Origin of the sequence: Vibrio sp. TRT 21S02 (assembly GCF_050113675.1) — a bacterium.
Taxonomy (GTDB): Bacteria; Pseudomonadota; Gammaproteobacteria; order Enterobacterales; family Vibrionaceae; genus Vibrio.
In genome coordinates this window covers 230,836-251,999 of sequence record NZ_JBNJOI010000005.1, presented here as the reverse complement: position 1 = coordinate 251,999, position 21,164 = coordinate 230,836, and the positions used below count along the sequence as shown (strand labels likewise).

The following is a 21,164-nucleotide window of genomic DNA, read 5'->3' as shown; positions in this document are numbered from 1 at the left end:
GGTACTACTTCAGTGCTTCTTGAAGCTGCTGATACTCTTTTTCATAGCCTAGTTTTTTAAACACGGACTTTGCGTTGTTGATAAATGGTGTTTTGTCCACGGCAATGAACTTCACTTTGTAGTCTTGTTGCAGTGTGCGTTTGTAGTTTTCAATCTGTTCATTCACCATGTTCGAAGCGTAAGCCCCGGCTTTGACAGACTCTTCTTTTAAGATCATTTGGTAGTCTTTTGGCAGCGATTTGTACCACTCTTCACTGACTACAAGGGCCGTCATCAACTGAAAGTGTTCGGTTTCAGCGACATACTTAATGGTTTCTTGCAGGCTGCTGGAAATCACTGCAGGTAACTGCGCTTCGAAACCATCTACCGTACCTTGCTGCATGGCTGGGTAGGTTTCTGCCCATGGCAATGCTGTCGGAGTGGCGCCGAGTGAGCGAATGGATTCTGACCAAACAGCTGCGCCGGGAGTTCGGATGAGTAGGCCGTTTAGGTCTTCAGGTTTGTTCACTTCCTTATTAGTAAAGAAGCTGCGGCTGCCTTGGAACCAGTTAAATGAAAGAACGTGTAGGCCTTCTTTTTCCAGTTTCTTTTCCCAGCTCTTGAAGAGATCTGTTTCAACAATGCGCTTCATTTGTTCATAGTCTTTGGCGGCATAAGCAATACCAATGACGCCAATTTCCTTAGAAAAGACACTTAAACGACCGCTATCTGTAATAGCTGCAACGTTTTCACCGAACATAGCCTGTTCTTGAACGTCTTCCATCGAACCAAGCTGACCACTTGGGTAAATTTCAATTTTGAGCTTGCCATCGGTTCTGGATTCAACGGCTTTTTTGAGTTCGACGCTTCCAGCATAAAGGGGATCTTTTTCACCCACTGACATCGAAATTTTTAACGTATAGTCTTTTGCCATCGTGGAGAATGGCATAGCGGCAGCAAGCAAAAAGATGCCGAGTTTCTTATTTAATCTCATGGTCCAATACCCTTTGTTTCACTTTTATTTGTGGAGCTCTGCTCATTGAGCCTACCCATGAGCCAAATGACTTCTGGGATGTACCGAATGCAGAACGTTTCCATTGGTTCTGAATTGATTGAAAACACCGCAGGCGGTGACTAGCCTTTCGATGCTTGATAGAGCCAAGGTGCTTCAACCAACTCATTCACTCTTTAGTCTTCTTATAATGAGTTGATGATATTTTAATCAGAGTGTTGGTTTGGTTCTAAGATCGAGATCTCATACCAAAAAATAATATTGGTATGGTCAATTTTTTGTGAAAGAGAATAATTGGTGTGAATCGAAACAAGATGCTGTTCTTAAATAAGGTGAATACTCGTTTGTTCTGTATTTTTTGTCTTTAAAATCAATTTATTACTATTGATGCGTTATGAAGATTTGAAGGTTTTACACTAGATATATCAGTGTTATTGAAAGGAATAGTGTTGGGTTTTGGCTGTGAGAAAGCACTCTCTATATATCTACTAATTTATCATTAGTGATGTTTGCTGAGTTGTAAAATGAATTGGATGTTAAATTGGTCTGTACAATATTTATAGTTAAGCATCAACTAAATGGATGTCGATGCCTGCTTGTGTTAACGCGTGATAGTAATCTTGAGGAATGCCACTGTCGGTGATCAGAATGTCGATTTCCTGAGTGCCAGCAATGACGCAAAAGCTCTGGCGATTAAATTTTGATGAGTCGGTAACGGCAATTACCTGTTGCGCAGCTTGTACCATCTTCCGGTTGATTGCGGCTTCACTGGCATGTGGCGTCGTGATGCCTGCAAGTTTGTCAAAACCATCCACGCCAAGAAACAGTTTCTGATAGCGGTAGTTACCGAGGAAGTGCTCACCTGTTTGGCCATTTAAGGAGTACGAGTTTTCACGAATGGTGCCGCCGGAAACCATGACTTGTATATCTGGTTGATTGGCAAGTTGATAAGCAATGTGGATACCATTGGTCATCACAACCAGATTCTTTTTCCCTTTTAGATTTAAAGCAATTTGCTCTGTGGTTGAGCCTGAATCGAGAATTAGGGCGTCACCCGTTTCAATGAGGCTGGCTGCGTAGCGGCCAATGGCAGCTTTAATATCTGTGTTTAATTGTTTCTTATCTTTAAGTGGTTGCTCAAAGGCAAATTTATGGTTGAGCCTTGCCCCTCCGTAGCAGCGCGTGACGCAACCTTGCTTTTCTAGATGGTTGAGATCACTGCGAATGGTCACCGCTGAGATCTGAAACTTTCTGGCAAACGCTGTGACTTCGCCAACACCGTGCGTTTGAATGTATTTGAGAATGGCGGCACGGCGTTGTTTGGTCGGGTTCATGATGACAACTCTGAATCGTGATAGATAACTGAACTAATAATTACTTATAAAATAGACTGATTTTATAAGATGAAAAGCGGTTCTGGTTGAAAATCATGGTGTGGTAACAAAAGGATTAATCGGTAGACCAAACATTGCGGATGTCGGGCCAACCCCAGTTAGTGAGGGCGACATCTTTCAGCACATCGTGAAAGCGTAGGGTCTGACGGTGATGAAACAGTGGAATTAACCAATGATGGCTAACCATGGCTGTTGCGATGGGCTCTAGAGTGTCTAAATACTGTTCGAGTTCGGTTGTGCTGCGTAACTGTTCTAAGCTTTTACGTAGCCATTGATGTGCCGATGCGCCAATACAATGATGGAGCACTGGGTTATTGTACAAACTATTAAATGCAGAAGCCTGCCGAGTATCGTCTAGATTGATATTGGTGATCACCAAGTCCTGTTCCAACTCACCATTTCTTGCGAGTTCGGTGAGCTCTCGGTAGCTGTAATTGTGGATAGTAACGGAGACACCTAAGCCCTGCAGGAGTGCTTGAATCGCAGTGGCGCAATGTACCAGTGCAGAATAGTCATACACTGCAATTGAAAGCTTTGCGGGTAATGGCACGGGTTCAATATCCGGCATTCTAATGGGGCTCCAACCAGGTAGTAGGTTATTGGCATCGACACAACTAAACAGGTTGTGTTGTTTTGTTAGCAACACGCGCACGTTACTGGGGGACAGAAGCTGAGTCATCGAGTGGCGTTGACTGGCCGTTAATGCGTTAGTTTTGCTTTGGTTAAATAGCGCAAACAGGCATCCTTCCTCAACACGACATTGCTGGATGGCACTATTGGGATTGTCGCCCCCAGATTGTGACAAGTAATAATTGCACTCATTGCTGGGTTGGCCATGTGGATGATTGGTTTCGATCTTTTTTGACAGTGAATCGGGTTGTTGTAAGTGCCAGATGGTGACTTTGTCGGTGAGTGCGCGGCAAGCGTAGTATCGTTCAAAAGCCTGTAGACACAAACGCGCTTCGGAGTGCTCAATCACTTCAAACACACCGCTGCCGATAACATTCTGAGCGCTGTCTTGCTCAATGACTTGGGTACTGGGTTGAATGGAGTATTTTACGCTCGTGAGCAGCCCGCCAAATCCTTTGTCTGGCATTGATAAGTGAAATACCACTTGATTAGGGCTAGGAGCACTGATTGTGGCTAAATGGGCCAGCTCATCACAATAGTTGGGTAGATCTTTCAGTTTATTAAATAGTGCGACGATGCTTTGAGCGTCTATCAAAGTGCCGTCGTGAAAGGTGAGCCCCGGCTTGAGATAAAAGCTCCATTGCCAGTTTTCGTTATCGTAAAACCAATGGTGTGCCAATTCTGGTTGTAATTGCCCCTGTTCATTGCAGCTGATGAGACAACAGTAGACTTGACGCAGCAAGTAACGCTCACTGGAGCGGTGCCATAAGTGCGGTACCAAACGCTCAAATGGGCGTTTATAAGTGAGCTGTATATGCAGCTGTCCTTCTCGTATTGATGCACCTGATGTGCTTTGCAACAGACGGCCAAAAATGCGTTTGTCTTGATCAAGGAGAATCAGTGCTTTCTCGTATTGTCCCGCGCGAATTCGTTCGGAAGCTAACTGCTCTTTTAAACGGGCCAGTTCAACATGCAATACCAATGTGGAGCGTTGATTTCGGCCTACTTTGGGTTGCCAGCTTAACCAGTTAAGGTGCTGCATTTCATGTAACAGGTTTCGTGCGTGGCGTGGGCTGGTAAATAATGTCTCGGCTAATTCAGATAGCGCGGTTCTGATCTCTTGATCTACGCCTAATGGACTGAGTCTGGCGTAGTAACGCAGCAGTTTGAGATCAGACATATCAGGGCTCCATAAACGGTCAATCTTTGATTTTATAATAAGTCATGAAGCGTAACGGAGAAAAATGTCATAAATTTTGTTCCTGTTTTACTGGATTTTATGCATATATCGGTGCTATTTGGATAAGAACAGCTTAAATAGGGTTAAGAACTGTAAAAATCTGACTGTTTTTCGCTTCCGGTTTTGACGAGATACTATGGTTACCAGCTCTTAAAATGCATTTTGATTTGATATTGAAGTGGTTGTTTTAAGAATGGTGCTAAGACAGCAGCATCTTTCTGGTTCATGCTCCATAACACCCCCGCGAACATTCCTGTTAGATGCTGCTTTTCAAATAAAAAAAAGCCAACCCGAAGGTTGGCAAAAGTAACTATGTAGCAAGTATTGTACAAAGTTAAGGACTAATTTATTTATGCTCAGTTCGTTGCCACACTGGGTGGCCATCTTTAATGGTTGTCATGACCTGAATATTTTTAATTTCCATCGGGTCAACTTTCAGTGGATTTCTATTAAGAATGACCAAATCAGCATCTTTTCCTGTGGATATACTGCCTTTATGGTTTTCTTCAAAATTCTGGTATGCCGCATTGGTGGTGATCGCTTGTAGCGCCTGATAAGGCGTAACTTTTTGTTCTTCGCCAATGGTTTTGCCATTGCGAGTCACTCGGTTTACACCAGCCCAAACCGTCATCATCATATCGGGGATAACAACAGGCGAATCCGTATGGAACGTAAATGGCATTTGACGACGTGCCGCTGAGCCTGCCGGGTTATTGCGTTCGCCTCGCGCTTTACCCAATACCGAGCCGATGTAATAGTCACCAAATAGGTATGGGTGTGTCATTTCAAACGATGGAATGACATTGAGCTTTTTCATCTCATCCAATTGATCTTCACGAACTGTTTGCGCGTGGATCATCACTGGGCGCCAGTCTTTAGAAGAGATATCGCCAAGTTGCTCAATCGCATTCAACATCTGATCGCCTGCAGCATCACCGTTACAATGCACAAGCAACTGCCAGTCGTTCTCCCATGCCACTTGAACCAAGTGGTTGACGGTTTTATCGTCGAATGCTGGGTATCCAGTAAACTTGCTGTCATGACCGTGAGGCGGCACATAGTAATGCTCTGAAAGATGCGCCGTTTTCCCTGGTAATGAACCATCTAAGCTTAGTTTTACCCCACCAATACGTAGGTGGTTCTGGTAACGACTGTATTGCTCAAATTTAGGTAGCCACTCACGGTTAACCATTTCAATTGCAGGGTAGGCGACTACATCGAGATACAAACGCTCATTTTCCTGCGCAAGGTGCAGTAACTCAAAGTCCATCGGCGTGGTACGGCCATCCTGAGTTGTAGTAACTCCGAAACTAGCGTAAGAGCGCTGAGCTTCATCTAACTGCTTCAGGCGTTCCATATTGTCTGGTTGCGGCAATTTAAGCATGACTGGCCACATAGCTGACTCTTCCAAAACGCCGTTTGGTTCGCCGCGAACACCACGTTGAATTACGCCGCCTTTAGGATTTTTACTGGCGTTAGTAATGCCAGCTAATGCCATCGCTTTCGAGTTAACGACACCAATATGACCCGAAGAATGAATGATCAAAATTGGGTTTTCAGTCGAGACTTCATCCAACAACTCTTTATGTGGATGGTTAGGCAAAATCGAGGTGTCATAACCTGTGCCCACCACCCATTCACCCGGTTTGATGTGGTTGTTTTTGATGTAGTCTTTGAGTGTTTGTTTTAAGTTTTCAAAAGTGTCAGACGTACCATAAGGTGGCGCAGCAAGGTTAGCGTTTGATAATGACACCGCTAACTGCGAGATATGTCCGTGTGCGTCAATGAACCCTGGCATCAGGGTCTGACCTTTTAAGTTGACCAGATTTGTTTGGCCAAATTTATAAGGCATGACGTCATCTTTCGAACCAGCAAAGAGGATCTTGCCATTTAAGGTGGCTACCGCTTCAACATAGTTTGGAGTTTCTCCATCCATGGTTAAAATATCACCACCGAAGTAAATGGTATCGGCTGCCGTTACCTGTGCAGGCGCTGCTATCGGTTTTACTGGTGGCTCGGCGTTACATCCAGCCAACAAGCCGGTAGCAATGCTTAATGCAATGATTTTTTTGTGCATTGGGTATGGCTCCTCTCTACTTTCGGGAGGCATACTTTAGGAAACAGGATGTAATTTCACCTAGTTCAAAAGTGAGACACCTTCTGGCTCAGACATAAATCTGACAATACTGACGTTGTTCGGACGGTTTGTAGGACAGCGACTACAATAACTGTTAAGTTGCTTTAGATATTATAAAAATTATCACGGAAACCGATATGGAAAGAGTCATTGATTTGAACCGTTGGCAAAGGGAACACGTAAAGAGTGAGCAAGAGCTACAACAAGTCTTTTTCGATGTTCGTTCACTGTACTATTCAGAACCATATTCAGATTATTCCTCACGGGTAAAACGTCTCAATCGATTGAAAAAGGCATTACTGGAGTATCAAGATGATCTGGTGGAGGCGCTGACGTTAGATTACGGTTTCCGTAGTGAGTTTGACTCGCTGATTTGCGATATTCTTCCTGCCGTTAGCCACATTAACTACACCCTCAAACATTTGCGGAAGTGGATGAAGCCAAACCGTCGCCATGCCGGGTTACTGCTTGCACCATCACGCGTTAAGGTAGAGTTCCAGCCACTGGGGGTCGTTGGGGTGATTGTCCCGTGGAATTTTCCCATCGTGCTGAGCATTGCCCCGGTTGTGACGGCGATTGCGGCAGGTAATCGGGTCATGGTGAAGTTAAGTGAGTACACCCCTCGGACAAACCAAGTATTAAGTCAGATCTTTAAAGTGATTGAGCAGCATGTTCATACCATTGAAGGAGAAACTGAAATTGCGGAGTATTTTAGCCGCCTGCCGTTCAATCATCTTATTTTTACAGGGTCAACCAAAGTCGGGCGTTTGGTTGCCCAAGCCGCCGCAAATAACCTAACTCCAGTCACCTTAGAATTAGGTGGTAAATCTCCCGTTATTGTCGGGAATGATGCGGAAATTGATAAAGCCGTGGATGCTGTGATGCTCGGCAAAGCGGTGAATGCAGGGCAGATTTGTGTGGCGCCGGATTACGTGATGGTGCCCCAAGGTAAAGAACTGACATTTATTCATACTTACCTGCGCCGCTATAAGGAGCACTTTATCAAACACGACAAAGCCCATGGTGTTACCCATATCATCAATGATATCCAGTGGGCTCGGCTGCAAAACTTATTGCAAGATGCCAGAAGCAAAGGTGCCAGTATTCATACCTTGGATGATGTGATTGTTGAAGGGCGCCAAATGATGCCTCACCTTGTCACTGGCGTAACAGAAGACATGTTAGTGATGCAGGAAGAAATATTCGGCCCAATTTTGCCTGTGATGGGATATCGACAGCTAAATGAGGCGTACAACTACATCAATTTACGTCCGCATCCTTTGGCGCTTTACCTGATCAGTGATGACAAAATTACTCAGCGCCAAATCATCGAGCAAACGCACAGTGGCGGCGTGGCGATCAATGACACCTTGCTGCATGTGGCGGCAGAAGACGCTCCGTTTGGTGGGGTCGGTGAATCGGGTATTGGTCGTTACCATGGCATTGAGGGTTTCCAAACCTTTTCTCATGCAAAGACGGTGCTGGTGACACCAAGTTGGTTGCCCCGTTCAAAATGGCTGCTGCGCTTTAAAGAGTGGGCAGTTAAGGCGCTCGATATCTTTTTTATTCGTTAATGCCTTGCATAAATAGCCAGAGAATCGCTCCTCTGGCTATTTTTTTGTGAGCTCGTTTAAATATCTGATAAATGGTTGTTTGAAGTCAGATGAAGCGCTAGCGTTATCTATTCATCTTTACAGCAAGGTTACGCCATAAAATCAAATCGTGATCGTCTTGAAGTTGAGAGCGAGCAGCAAGGAACGCCGGTTGTAACGGCAAAGCGAAAGCGCAGTATTGCGCCAGTCGATAATCATTCAGGGTGTGAATCTATGATGAGGGATTGGTTAAATATCCATGACGACGTTATGTGATCATCTGCGCAACAGCTGATAGGCGCATTGGTTAACCTCTTGATGTTACTTAGGTATGGTCAATTTGACAGAAAGGAAGCCTTATGAAAACACGATTTACCTTAACGCCTTTAGCTCTCATCACTCTCAGTCTTTCTGGATGTGGTGCATTGCAACCCTTCGACTCCAATCATGAACGGCTGTATGGCTTGTTTGACTCTTATCAACAAGAGCTCAGTACGCTTGATGGCAGCGAGTTTGGTTTGATTAATGATCAAATGGCGCTGGCGATCCAAACGCTCGATCGTGTTTATCTTGGCAAATTGGAAGAGATTAATCGCAATGCTTTGAATGATGAAGAAAAAGTGTATTACGATATTTTCCGCTTTGACCGTAAATTAGGCATCCAGGGCGCAGCTTTCCCCAATGCACGTTTCGGCAATTTTGATGTTCCGGTGACGCATTTCTATAACTACTTGGAATGGAACGCAGAAGAGGCAGGGAAGAAAATTGAGCCTAAAGAAGGTGAAGAACGAAGCCTTGCTGAGCTATATCAGTCGCAGTTGGACATTGTGCAAGAATATACGTCTTGGACGCGTAACTTACATACCCAGTACATGCAAGGGGCGCAAGAGGGGATCGAGCTGCCGAAAGTACTCATTGCTCGTTTTGTCGATAGTAGCCGAGATACCATTGCAGCAAATGATTATGCGCTGCTAAAACACGGGTTGAAGGACGTTCAGTCACACGCGGATCTTCCTGCTCAATTGGTAACCGATTACCAACAAGCGGTAGAGCAAGCGCAAGCTGCAACGCAATCGTTGCTCGAATATGTTGCAGGTGCGTACATGAAAACGGCTCGAGGTAGCGGTGAAAAAGGACAATTGACCGATACCCACATTGGTTGGGGAGATTTACCCAACGGTAAAAACTGGTACCAATGGCACCTTGACCGAAACAGTACCACAGGTAAGTCTGCGGCAGAGCTCAGTGCAATGGGCGAGCAATTAGTGGCAGATGCGAAAGCGGAGATGATCCGTGTGGCAGAGCTGGTGGTTAGCAAGCGTGGCTCTACAGTCACTGCGGATTATCGCGATCCTGTGACACGTAAAGTTGCGCCGCGCACATTCAAACTAACCCATGTGAATGGCAATATTAATCTCAATGAGTTTTTTGCTTTCCTCAATAGTGAAGCCTTCTTCTATGGCCGTGATGGGGCAAACATAACCGGAACTCAATATGAAGAGACGTGTAAAGCGGCGTCGAATCCTTCTGCCTGCGAGGCGGCACTTGGTGATTACTACTTGTTTAAAGACAATGCGAATCAGGTCGTTGGGCAATATTTTAAAGCCATAAAAACAGATTACCGCATTGAGCCATCGCCAGCGGGACGGGAAAAATACGATGGGGTAGCGTCCTATGATGACAACGTCTTCACACTCAATACCCATCCAGATTACAGCCTACAGAAATGGAATGTCTCCACGCTACTCTTGCATGAAGCGGCTCCGGGCCATCATTTCCAAAATGCCTACGCATTAGAGTACCCACCAGAGAACAAGCCAGCTTACATCGAAGATGTATGGTACACCGCTTATGGAGAAGGCTGGGCACTGTATACAGAATGGCTTGGTAATGAGATGGGGATTTATGGTGAATTAGATGCTCATGGTCGCCCAACCTTTAAGCAAGGCACGGGCATGTGTCTAGAAAGTAATGATTACCATACGTTTCAAGGTGGGATCTACATGGATGCAGAAGAATGTAATGCCTTACAGTACTTTGGTAGTCTAAATGAAGCGCAGCTAAGGAACATGCGTTTGGCGGTTGATACGGGCATTCATGCCAAAGGTTGGAGTATTCAGCAAGCGCGTGATTACATGAAAGCCAACTCCGCGTTAGGTGAAGGAGACATCGAGTCTGAAAGTTATCGTTACGCGGCCCATGTCGGGCAGGCGGTTTCTTATAAATCAGGCTATCTGGTGATTAAAGAGATGCTGCACAAAGCGCAACAAGAACTGGGTGATGACTTTGACTACGCGGAATTTCATGATCAACTACTGAAATATGGTCAGCAACCGATGGAAGTGGTGCGAGAAAACGTCAGTAATTGGATTGCATCGAAGCAATTGTAACTTAGCCCATCTATTTGTTTTCAGGATAAGGAGGAGCGCTTGCTCCTCCTTTGTCATTAGAAAGCGACCGCTTTTGCACTTGGTAAGCCGACAGGCCACCACTCCCGTGGCTCAGTCATGGTGGATACGCCTTCGTGATCCGTTTTAAACAAGGTGATTTTGTTTTTATAATGGCAAACAAATCGATATTGATGGCCGAGTATAAAGTGTTTTCTATCCTGATATACCTTGTGTTTGATGCCGCAACAATCACATGGGACGATAAAAATATAATATAGCATTCCTAATTAACCATTTAATAAATAAAGGGAAATCCTATTGGCTACATTTAGTGAAAATGTCACGAAATCATCATAAGACGATTGGTTAAGTTAGTTTGAGAGTAGTTTGGCATTATTTATTGCTTTTATACTTAACTTTCACTGTAATTCATTCTGTTTATAGTAAATGTAATTGAGTGAGTTTTGATTTAGTCGGTGAAGTCTCTAACAAGTTTCAAAGTTCTGGATAAAAATGATGGCAAACCGATCGTATTAAATACAAACTGTTATCATTAACAATAAGGAGAAATAATGAAAACAGTCGTTATTTGGGGAGCTGCGAGTGGGCTAGGCGCGGCGATGGTTGAGCATTTTTACTCCTGTGGTTTTAACGTGATTGGCGTTGCTCGAAATCCAGATATTAACCCACGTTTGAAAGCGTTAGGGATTGAGACATTGAGTTGTGATGCGACCAACTTAGTGCAAGTTAACCAAGTGGTTCAGACGCTATCCACGGAGTCTTATGTGATATCAACGATGGGCAGCTATCAAGCCGATGTGCCTGTTGATTATATTGGTCATCGTTATCTCATTGATGCGCTTGAAGCGCGCAATATAAAACGCTTTTTACTCGTGACGTCATTGGGGTGTGGTGATTCATGGCAATACCTTTCACCACGTGCCAAGCAAGGTTTTGGTGCAGCGGTAAGAGAAAAGTCTCTTGCGGAAACTTGGCTTCAAAGCAGTACGTTAGATTACACTATTTTGCGTCCTGGAGGTTTGAAGGATGGTGAAGTAACTCAGCAAGGTGAGCTCTCCCAGCACAAGGAAGTTCATGGGCTGATTTATCGTGAGGAAGTTGCTCGGCTTGCCTATGAATTGTTGCAAGATGAGGCTTCTATTGGTCAGATTTTTCAGTGTGTTGATCCATCAATAAATTATTAGGGTCTGTTGATCTTTCGCGGTTAAATTTTGTTCGAATTCTATGTCTTTTAATCGCGACGCAAGGTGTGATGCCTAGCATTCTAAGCAAATACCTTGCAACAAAGAGTAAAAGGCATAGAAACGAACCCTTTGGGCAGCATTTGTGGCTTATTTCTACTGCGTTATCGCTCATTGATGTAGAGCGACTACACCGAATAAGCTCTGCCTTGCATAAAGAACCCACAAATTTGCTTGAGTTTGTTGTGATCAAGCTCGGGTTTATAGTCAATAGCACAATCTTATTTAGTCTATTACCTGCTTACGAGCGCTAGTGAGATAAACCTCTAGGGACATCACAGTCTTGATACACAAAAAAAGAGAGACAAAACATAGGGGGCGTTTTGTCTCTCTGGCAGCGCACGAAGGTGCGAAACTGATTAGTTTTTTGTTGTGGCGTCGATAAACCAGCGAGTGGCAACTTCTAAACGAGTCAATGCGGAACCGACAGTCACACACAGAGCACCACAGTCGATGGCTTCTTTGCACAGCTGTGGTGTATTAAATCGTCCCTCTGCCATGGTGTTGAAACCAAGATTGACAAAGGCTTTGAGCAATGAGAAATCGGGTTCAATGGGAGTCTCAGCACTGGTATAGCCGGACAGTGTTGTTCCAATCAACTCAATACCATGGTGGTTAGCCCAAATACCATCTTCTAAGGTGGCGCAGTCTGCCATGCCAATGCATCGAGAGTTTTTGATTGCGTGAGCGATAGCATTGCGTTCTTCTGGCCGAACTCTGTCTGTTGCGTCGAAGGCAATGACGGTAGCACCTGCCTCTTCAAGTGCTTGGACATCTGTGACATAAGGAGTGATCCTGACGGGGCTGTCTTCTAGGTCGCGTTTTACAATACCAATAACGGGAATACGTACTGCTTGGCACACTTTGGTTACGCGTTCTACACCTTCTATACGCAGGGCGGGTGCGCCTGCATTTTCTGCCGCTTTTGCCATAGCGACGATGATGTTGTCGTCATCAAGCGGGCTTCCTACCACAGGTTGTATGGAAACGACGATGTTATTTGCCAACTGTTTTTTGAGCTCAGAAAGATCCCACTTTTTCATGTTTCGCCTCTATACGCTATACACGTTATTAGATGTTTTTATCTCTGAGGCTAGTTATACATATAAAAATTAGCTTCATCTATTTTGAAAATAATTTTTTAGCCATTGATCACAGATTTTCTCCATCTGATTTGAAGGAAATTTTTATTTGTGGTGATAATTAAATCAACAAAGGGACGTATTCATCTGTGAATGCAAATTAACACTATAAAAAACATAAGGTTATAGGGGGATACATGAACGGTATCTTTTCTGTGTTACAAAAAATTGGGCGCGCGTTTATGTTGCCAATCGCCGTCCTTCCAATGGCTGGTATTTTGCTCGGTGTAGGCGGAGCTTTTACCAGTGGACCATTAATTGAGACGTACAATCTCACCTTCCTTGCTCCGGGGACTCTCGCTAATCAATTTTTAATTCTCTGTTTTAAAGCGGGTCTGTTTGTTTTCTTGAACTTGCCGTTGCTGTTTGCCGTCGGGGTGGCGATTGGTATGGCAAACCAAAATAAAGAAACCGCAGCACTTTCGGCAGTACTGGGCTTTTTGCTGTTTCATACCGTGATTGGCGCAGTGTTGGGCTTTCAAGGACTTACGCCAGATACAACAACAGTAGAGGCGTTGATTGCTGCGGGCGCGCAAGCCGATGAAGCGGTTGGTTTAGCTTCCTTATACACCAAAGAATTGGGTATCTTTACCCTGCAAACTGGGGTATTTGGTGGTATCGCTTGTGGTTTGTTGTCTGCATTTGTGACCAACCGCTATTCCAATGTTCAGTTGCCTGACTACTTAGCGTTTTTTAGTGGTAACCGCCTAGTTCCTGTGATGACGATGCTATTCTTCATCCCACTGGCGTTTGCATTTCCATTCTTCTGGCCACCGGTATTCAAATCGATTGTATTTGCAGGTGAAGCTTTCTCTGCAATGGGCTACATCGGTACGTTTTTCTACGGCTCTTTGATGCGCTTGCTGAACGTTTTCGGTCTGCACCATGCGATTTATCCGCTATTCTGGTACACCGAGTTGGGTGGTGTTCAGGAAGTGGCAGGTCAAATGGTGTCTGGTGGACAAAAAATCTTCTTTGCTCAACTGGCGGATCCAACCACAACACACTTCAGTTCTGAAGCAACGCGTACCATGACGGGTGGCTTCTTACCTATGATGTTTGGTTTACCAGCGGCGGCATTGGCGATGTATCGTTGTGCGGATGACAAGAACAAAGCGAAAGTGAAAGGGATTCTATTCTCGGCAGCATTGACCTCTTTCTTAACTGGGATCACGGAACCGCTAGAGTTTACTTTCCTATTTGTTGCTCCTGTCTTGTACGCGATTCATGCAGTCCTTGAAGGTGTTGCTTATATGCTGATGCATATGTTGGATGTGGCAGTTGGGATCACGTTCTCACGCGGTATTATCGACTTTACATTCTTCGGTTTACTGCAAGGAACTGCGAAAACGTCGTATCAATGGATTCTGATTCTAGGTCCTGTTTATGCAGTGGTGTACTACTTCGTATTCAGCTTTATGATCCGCAAGTTTAACTACTCAACACCGGGTCGTAATGACGCTGAAAGCAAACTGTACACACGTAAGGATTATGACGGAAAAGAAAATCCATTAATCGATGAGATTGTGCAGAACTTAGGTGGTAAAGAGAACATCGCTTCGATTGATGCCTGCATTACTCGCCTAAGAATTACCGTAGTTGATGAGGCAAAACCAGCAGCAGATGACGTTTGGAAGTCACTGGGTGCCAAAGGCGTGATTCGCTCCGGTACGGGTATTCAGCTTATCTACGGTACACAAGCTGAAATTTACAAAAACCAGATTATAGAAAAATATCAATTATAGTTAGGGTACTTGTATCACTCTTCTGTTTGGGGCCTGTCCGGCCCCTTTTTTACATTGTAAATTAGGGACTGTTGATCTTTTGTGGTTAAATTTTGTTCGAATTTAAGCTCTGCCTTGTATAAAGAGCCCACAAATGGCTGCAAAAATCATCTCGAAAGATCAACAGAGCCTAGTCAATACTTGAGCACTTTCCGCTTCATTTTGACGGAAAAGCGTCTCTGTTTTGGTTTTACGTATCACTGACTTCGGATTTTAGCTGACGCAAGTAGTGATACATAAAATCAGTGCGATGGTCTGCTTCTTCGCGCGCCGATTTCGTATTCATGGCTAACGCAAGTTTAAGTAGCTTGGTGTACATATGGTCGAGAATAAATGTGCTGTCGTCGGGCTCGCGCTCGGCGCAGAAGGTATCCTCTGTGTTATACAGAGCGCGGTTTAGGGTTGCACCTACTTGAACACAGCGTGCAATACCGATGGCGCCTAAAGCATCAAGCCGATCAGCGTCTTGTACGATTTTAGCTTCCAAAGTGCGTGTCGGGACCTGTGCACTGTAGCTGTGGGCAACAATCGCATGACGAATACCATCAAGGTACTCTTCTGGGTAGTTGATTTTTTGCAAAAACTGAATGGCTTTATTTGCGGCGATGGTTGAACTTTGGTTTCTTTCTGGATGATCTTTTTCATAGGAAAAGCAGTCATGAAGATAAGCGGCTGGCACTACGACTTCCTCAATTGCGCCTTCTTTTTCGCAGAGAATTTTAGCGGCTTTAACCACTCTCAGTACATGGTTGATGTCATGGGCTAAATCTTGAGCCATCTCGGCTTGAATGAATTCGATAAATTGGGCTTCAAACTGTTCAGTTATTTTCACTCGCATCTCCTCAGGGGGTTGCCGTTTTGAACATCTTTTACTTGATACTACTGAGGCAAATCAGGCGCTTCAATGCCTAAAATCAGGGGATGTGGATACATTCAAAATTTGAAAAATAAACGATGACTCATGCTATATGTTGGTTTTATTAACCAAAAAGATCATGGTTTAGTGTGGAGTTATATTGGCTTGGATAGTGATAATTTGTGAGTTTTTGATGTTATTGAATTCAACCAAAAGTCGCCATCCAGTGAAGTCATCATCAGGCGCTTTAGCTATCTGATTTGTGGCATTTTTCTGCGATAAACCTTTTTAAGTTAGCTTAATCCCAATTCAATAGATCTTGCCTCTTGTCAGCAAGAGAGAGCGTCAATGTTGATGACTTTTTAAGTCGTCATTGGGCTATTTTCCAAGATTATTGGAAAAGGAATACAAGTTTGAATGGGGAAAGTGACTGCATTAATGAATGCAGTTCGCTTGGCAGGTAGTGGCTGGTTAGGTCTTTGAACCAGAGCTGCTTTGTGATGTGTCAGCCAGTTGAGAGTAGAGGTGTTATTACCGTTCTTGATTTAACTGACGAGTTAAGGGAACTGCTTTAACTTGTTGTAAATAGTGGGTATTTTTCTTTTGTTGCGGAGGGTTATCTCACTGTGGACGGCGTTTGGATAAGTGCGCTTGGCTCTATCTTTGCGGTTAGAGCTTTGCCAGTATCGATTTCCGCAATTGGCGCTTAGCAAATATGATCGCTTGTCTAGATTTGTCCGAACTTAACATGGAGCCAAGATTGAAGTGACGATACGTGCTCGAACGTGATGGCTGACATCGTCGTATCATCAACGTATTAATAGTGCTTGTTTTAGGTGGCTCGCATGGTCGCTTGAGGCGGTTTGGTGTTGTAAAGGTTGAGTACTGTTGCACGTCTTTTATTCCAAGCCTCGATGGTAGCTCAAACAAACCAGTTTTTGCTGAATGAATATCACGCAATTTTGATGGTGTTTTGTGTTGAAAAAGTAACCAGCATCACTCTTGTCGGCAAATCTAAGGGTATATTCAATTCTGTTGTTAAACTTTGGTCAGAGACTGTGTTCAGCATTGATGATTCTATAGTTTGGATGACAACTAACGCTTCCAAAGGCAGAAGCGTTAGTTATCTGGGTTGTTCTATTGAGAGCAGTGTTTCAATCAATGTGATTTCAGTTTATCGAACTGAGCTTTGGCAAAATCAATAAATGCTCTGAGTCGTTTTGGTTGGTAGCGGTCTTTATGGTAAATGGCAGAAAACTCGACGTGAGGGATATGCCACTGCGTAAAGACTTCTTCAAGTTGTCCTTGAGCCATTTCTTCGGTGCAATAAATGGTAGGAACACGGATGATACCGTTATTGGTTAACGCTCCTTTGACCAGAACACGCCCATTTTTACACTGTAAGCGACCTTTGATAGGCACATCGACTTTCTCTCCATTGTCATTGCTGACAAAACTCCATCGGGTGACAGAGCCAGTAAGACAGTGGTGCTGAGTTAAATCTCTAGGATGGGTGGGGCGACCTTGTTGTTTAAGGTAGGTTGGGCTGGCCAGTGTACTGATTTGGACATCCATGATCTTACGAGCAACAAACCCTGCGTCCTCTAACTTGCCCATGCGAAAGGCGATATCGAAATCGTCTTCGATCAGATCGATGCGGTGGCTGCTAAAGTCGAGGAAAATCGAGACATCAGGATGCAGCTCCATAAAGTCTGTTGCAATTTGCGCGATGAGCTCTTCACCCAAATACCCACCGACGCAGTTAATGCGAATTTCTCCGCGGATCGCTTCGATATCATCAACCGCTGCCAACAATGCTTGATCAATACTATGAAGCGCTTGCTCGCACTGCTGGTAAAATGCTTTGCCAGCTTCTGTAAGCTTCAATGTCCTTGTGGTCCGGATAAGTAATGTGACCCCCATTTGTGCTTCTAAACTGCTTATCTGGCGTGAAACGTGTGATCGAGAAACACTGAGTGCTTCTGCAGCCTTAGTGAAGTTGCCCAGTTGTGCAATAAAAACAAATGAGCGGATGTCAGACAAATTGACTTGATTAAGCATAGCGATGGCCCCGAGGATAACTTTCTTTATTGTTGCACCATGACAACAGTGTTTCAACTCAAGTGATATATATCAACAAAATGGATGGGAGTAATATCTTCTCCATCGCAGCAATGGCTGCTCTAACTGAATATTGAGGAATGAAAAGATGAAAAAACTGATTGTGATTACTGGTGCAAGTTCGGGTATTGGTGAAGCGATTGCTCGTCGTCTGAGCGATGAAGGGCACCCTCTACTTCTTTTAGCGCGCCGTGTTGAACGTTTGGAAGCATTGAACCTGCCAAACACAATGTGCGAAAAAGTTGATGTGACAGACAAAGCGACTTTTGAAGCCGCCATTGCCAAAGCAGAAGAAAAATTTGGTCCAGCTGATGCGCTAGTAAACAATGCGGGTGTAATGTTACTGGGTCAAATTGATACTCAAGATGCGGCAGAGTGGAAGTCGATGTTTGATGTTAACGTACTTGGCCTGCTAAATGGCATGCAGTCGGTACTGGCACCAATGAAAACTCGTAATTCCGGCACCATCATCAATATCAGCTCGATTGCAGGTAAGAAAACCTTCCCTGACCATGCGGCTTACTGTGGCACTAAGTTCGCTGTTCATGCGATTTCAGAGAATGTTCGTGAAGAAGTGGCGGCATCCAATGTACGCGTCACCACGATTGCGCCGGGTGCCGTTGAAACTGAATTGCTGTCTCACACCACATCACAAGCGATCAAAGATGGTTACGATTCGTGGAAAACAGACATGGGTGGCGTTTTAGCTGCGGATGATGTTGCACGTGCGGTTGTGTTTGCTTACCAACAGCCACAAAACGTCTGCATTCGTGAAATTGCCCTCGCACCGACGAAGCAACAACCATAAGCTCCAAATTACGTTCCGCGTAATAAAACCAGTCACTTGTGGCTGGTTTTACTCTTTAATGGTAAGAGATTATTGAACGGCAGTGGCATTAACATGTAACCGTCTAAATTGGCTCAGTATTATATGGACTACAAATCTAAGTATTCGACTTTTGCGGTACTCACCGTATCCGTTATCGGCAAGAATGCGGGGTAGTGGAAGGCGTCTTGATTTCAGACCTGAAGTTTGGTGCTTCCCCTTTAATCTATACTGTATTTGACCCTACGTCTCCTTAGGTCGTTTGCCAATCAGTTTGCGCTGGTTGGCTTTTTATTGTGGGCTTAAAAACAAAAAAGCGGTGCCTTAGCACCGCTTTGTATCGTGATATTAAACGGGGTTAACCGTTTTTAGGTGGAACAAATGCCGTTAGCTCTAGCTCAGGGCCTTGGTACTTTTCAATGCGTACTAGCGCTGAGTTAGCGGCACAGCCATTGGCAAGGCGTGAGGTTGGAATGTCCAGCGTTAAGACGTTAGCACCGCCGTTTTTACACAAGCCAGTCGCTTTATCTAGATCTGGCCAGCCACCTTCGTGGATACAAACAGAACCCTGTTTGATACGGTCTGTGACTTCAGCGCCAACCAGTACTTGACCACGTTGGTTGAATGCACGAACCAAATCACCACTCTTAATGCCACGTGCTTTAGCGTCTTCTGGGTGGATCCAAATAGGTTCACGATTGGCCACAGCATATTGCTCACGCAATTTCGCGTAGTTGAACTGGCTATGCAGGCGATGAGCCGCGTGAGCCGTCATCAATTGCAATTCGCCTTCTTTTGCACTTCCGGTGTATTCCGTTGGTGTCATCCACGTTGGGTGCGCAGGGCAATCTTCCAGTGCGTAGCCTTCGATGGTTTTCGAGAAGATTTCAATTTTGCCACTTGGTGTGCCTAGTGGGTTCATCACTGGATTTTCACGGAAGTCTGCGTAACGAACAAACTGGGCGTTTTTCTCGTTCCACTTCATTTCGATAAGCTGATTGTCTTCCCAGAACTTGCTGAAGTTTGGCATTGCAACGCGGGCAGCACGGCCACTCTTTTGTGCTGCTTTGTAGAAGCTGTAAAGCCACTCCATCTCTGTTTTGCTTTCGGTGTACACCTCACGGCCACCTTCGCCAAGTAAGCCCGCCATATCAGCGAAAACATCAAAGTCGCTGCGTGCTTCACCTTGCGGCTCGACCACTTGTTTCATTGGCACTAAGTGCTGATTACTGTAGTCGCCAGTCATGGTCAAATCGTTACGCTCAAACGAGGTGGTGATTGGCAACACGATATCCGCGTGTTTTGCAGCGGCTGTCCAGTACGGTTCTGAAATGACAACCAACTCTGGTTTTTGCCATGCTTTGATCAAGCGGTTAGTGTCTTGGTGGTGGGTAAAGTTACCGCCACCAGCCCACCAGATCATTTTAATGTCTGGGAAGGTCAGGTCATGGCCGTTGTGGTGGTATGACTGACCTGGGTTTTCCAGTGCTTCAACGATACGTGCAACCGGGAAGTTTTGCGTCGCCCCGGAAACCGACCAGTTACTGTCTGCGGCGATAGAGGCAGACATAGCAGGAAGTACGCCCGCATCACGTGCAGGGTTACCGCCGTTAGAGTAATGGTATGAGAAACCAAAACCACCGCCCGGTAGGCCAATTTGACCCAGCATGGCAGCGAGCACCACTAGCATCCAGTGACGTTGCTCACCATATTGCTGGCGCTGCATACCCCAGCCCGCCATCAGCATGGTGCGGTTTTTACTGAAGATGTCAGCCAGCAGCTCAATTTGTTTTGTTGGAACGCCACAAATGTCAGAGGCCCATTGTGCTGTTTTTTCTACGCCATCTTCTTTACCCAGTAGGTAAGCTTCAAACTTTTCGTAGCCAATGGTGTACTTGTTGATGAACTCAACATCGTGTTTGCCTTGCTTGATTAAGGTATGCGCAATACCCATCATCATAGCAACGTCAGTCATTGGGTGTGGTGCAATCCACTGGGCATTGTCACCAAAGAACTCGATGGTTTCTGAGCGAATCGGGTCGATAGCAATAACCGTCTTGCCAGATTTCTTCAATTCATGGAAGAACTCTAAGCCCTTAGTATCGCTCGAACTCCACGCAATTTTTAGCGTGTTAATTGGGTTTAGACCCCAAAGAACAACGACATCACTGTGCTCTAGCACCATAGGGTAGGTGGTTTGTTGCTCATACACTTCGATAGAGCCAACCACGTGCGGCATGATGATCTGCGCCGCACCAGTCGAGTAATCCCCAAGGTGACCAGAATAGCCGCCCGCCATACCCATATAGCGTTGCAATAGCGTTTGTGCTTTGTGAAGCACACCACTAGAGCGCCAACCGTAAGAGCCAGCAAATACAGACGCTGGGCCGTTTTCTTTACGGATGCGCATATGCTGCTCGTGGATCAGTTGATACGCTTGATCCCAACTTACGCGAACAAACTCGTCACTGCCACGCACGCCTTCAGGCGCGGTAGGATTGTTCAAAAAGCCTTTACGCACCATTGGGTATTTTACGCGAGCTTGAGTATGAACCTGATCAGGGCCGGTACTTTGCAGGCTGTTTGGAACCGTTTGTGCCAATGCATTGGTGGTCGAAACCAGTTTTCCATCTTGCACTTCACACAATAGCGGGCCCATACGACCAGCGGTAAGAATGCCTTTGCCACGTTTGTCTGAACTTGCGACAGACATCGGTGAGAAAGAGGTAAATGCCATTGCGCCAGCAGCCATGCCTGAGCCTTTCAGGAATCCACGACGTGTTAATTGAGTCATAATTA

General features: G+C 45.1%; 14 protein-coding genes. 5 read left to right on the top strand and 9 right to left on the bottom strand.

All coding sequences use genetic code 11. The features are described from left to right. Positions 1-4: 4 nt before the first annotated feature. The 4 genes from ACQEXU_RS08855 to ACQEXU_RS08840 form a co-directional block, all read right to left on the bottom strand. Positions 5-973: a C4-dicarboxylate TRAP transporter substrate-binding protein gene (locus ACQEXU_RS08855; protein WP_427010516.1), complete on the bottom strand. Its 969-nt coding sequence runs from the start codon at positions 971-973 to the stop codon at positions 5-7. Positions 974-1,554: 581 nt separating this feature from the next. Further along, positions 1,555-2,325: a transcriptional repressor AgaR gene (gene agaR, locus ACQEXU_RS08850; protein WP_427010515.1), complete on the bottom strand. Its 771-nt coding sequence runs from the start codon at positions 2,323-2,325 to the stop codon at positions 1,555-1,557. 115 nt (positions 2,326-2,440) lie between these two features. After that, positions 2,441-4,195 carry an SgrR family transcriptional regulator gene (locus ACQEXU_RS08845; RefSeq protein ID WP_427010514.1) on the bottom strand — a complete coding sequence of 585 codons (1,755 nt, stop codon included), beginning with the start codon at positions 4,193-4,195 and terminating at the stop codon, positions 2,441-2,443. A 406-nt stretch (positions 4,196-4,601) separates the two neighbouring features. Beyond that, complete coding sequence (locus ACQEXU_RS08840; RefSeq protein WP_427010513.1) at positions 4,602-6,332, bottom strand: amidohydrolase; 1,731 nt, start codon at positions 6,330-6,332, stop codon at positions 4,602-4,604. Between the two features lie 197 nt (positions 6,333-6,529). Here ACQEXU_RS08840 and ACQEXU_RS08835 point away from each other — a divergent pair, with 197 nt between their 5' ends. After that, positions 6,530-7,966 carry a coniferyl aldehyde dehydrogenase gene (locus tag ACQEXU_RS08835; RefSeq protein ID WP_367990632.1) on the top strand — a complete coding sequence of 479 codons (1,437 nt, stop codon included), beginning with the start codon at positions 6,530-6,532 and terminating at the stop codon, positions 7,964-7,966. A 377-nt stretch (positions 7,967-8,343) separates the two neighbouring features. Continuing rightward, positions 8,344-10,374 (top strand): DUF885 domain-containing protein, encoded by a 2,031-nt coding sequence (locus ACQEXU_RS08830; protein WP_427010512.1) that lies wholly within the window; start codon positions 8,344-8,346, stop codon positions 10,372-10,374. A 56-nt stretch (positions 10,375-10,430) separates the two neighbouring features. On the opposite strand, the gene ACQEXU_RS08825 is transcribed toward ACQEXU_RS08830, so the two are convergent. Beyond that, entirely contained in the window at positions 10,431-10,655 is a 225-nt protein-coding gene (locus ACQEXU_RS08825) for a hypothetical protein (protein WP_367990636.1), read from the bottom strand. Positions 10,656-10,946: 291 nt separating this feature from the next. On the opposite strand from ACQEXU_RS08825, the gene ACQEXU_RS08820 reads away from it, so the two are divergent. Further along, entirely contained in the window at positions 10,947-11,579 is a 633-nt protein-coding gene (locus ACQEXU_RS08820) for an SDR family NAD(P)-dependent oxidoreductase (RefSeq protein ID WP_427010511.1), read from the top strand. A 416-nt stretch (positions 11,580-11,995) separates the two neighbouring features. On the opposite strand, the gene ACQEXU_RS08815 is transcribed toward ACQEXU_RS08820, so the two are convergent. Continuing rightward, the gene (locus ACQEXU_RS08815) at positions 11,996-12,679 is read right to left on the bottom strand and encodes an N-acetylmannosamine-6-phosphate 2-epimerase (RefSeq protein ID WP_427010510.1); all 684 of its coding nucleotides are present in this window, start codon (positions 12,677-12,679) and stop codon (positions 11,996-11,998) included. A 236-nt stretch (positions 12,680-12,915) separates the two neighbouring features. Here ACQEXU_RS08815 and ACQEXU_RS08810 point away from each other — a divergent pair, with 236 nt between their 5' ends. Next, positions 12,916-14,523 (top strand): PTS transporter subunit EIIC, encoded by a 1,608-nt coding sequence (locus tag ACQEXU_RS08810; RefSeq protein WP_367989245.1) that lies wholly within the window; start codon positions 12,916-12,918, stop codon positions 14,521-14,523. Positions 14,524-14,752: 229 nt separating this feature from the next. On the opposite strand, the gene ACQEXU_RS08805 is transcribed toward ACQEXU_RS08810, so the two are convergent. Both ACQEXU_RS08805 and ACQEXU_RS08800 read right to left on the bottom strand, forming a co-directional pair. Further along, positions 14,753-15,394 carry an HD domain-containing protein gene (locus ACQEXU_RS08805; protein ID WP_427010509.1) on the bottom strand — a complete coding sequence of 214 codons (642 nt, stop codon included), beginning with the start codon at positions 15,392-15,394 and terminating at the stop codon, positions 14,753-14,755. 1,182 nt (positions 15,395-16,576) lie between these two features. Next, positions 16,577-17,479 (bottom strand): LysR family transcriptional regulator, encoded by a 903-nt coding sequence (locus ACQEXU_RS08800; RefSeq protein WP_427010508.1) that lies wholly within the window; start codon positions 17,477-17,479, stop codon positions 16,577-16,579. Positions 17,480-17,627: 148 nt separating this feature from the next. Here ACQEXU_RS08800 and ACQEXU_RS08795 point away from each other — a divergent pair, with 148 nt between their 5' ends. Further along, the gene (locus ACQEXU_RS08795; protein ID WP_427010507.1) at positions 17,628-18,347 is read left to right on the top strand and encodes an SDR family oxidoreductase; all 720 of its coding nucleotides are present in this window, start codon (positions 17,628-17,630) and stop codon (positions 18,345-18,347) included. Positions 18,348-18,723: 376 nt separating this feature from the next. Here the strand turns inward: ACQEXU_RS08795 and ACQEXU_RS08790 are convergent, their stop codons facing one another. Further along, positions 18,724-21,159: a molybdopterin guanine dinucleotide-containing S/N-oxide reductase gene (locus ACQEXU_RS08790; RefSeq protein ID WP_427010506.1), complete on the bottom strand. Its 2,436-nt coding sequence runs from the start codon at positions 21,157-21,159 to the stop codon at positions 18,724-18,726. Positions 21,160-21,164 lie beyond the last annotated feature (5 nt).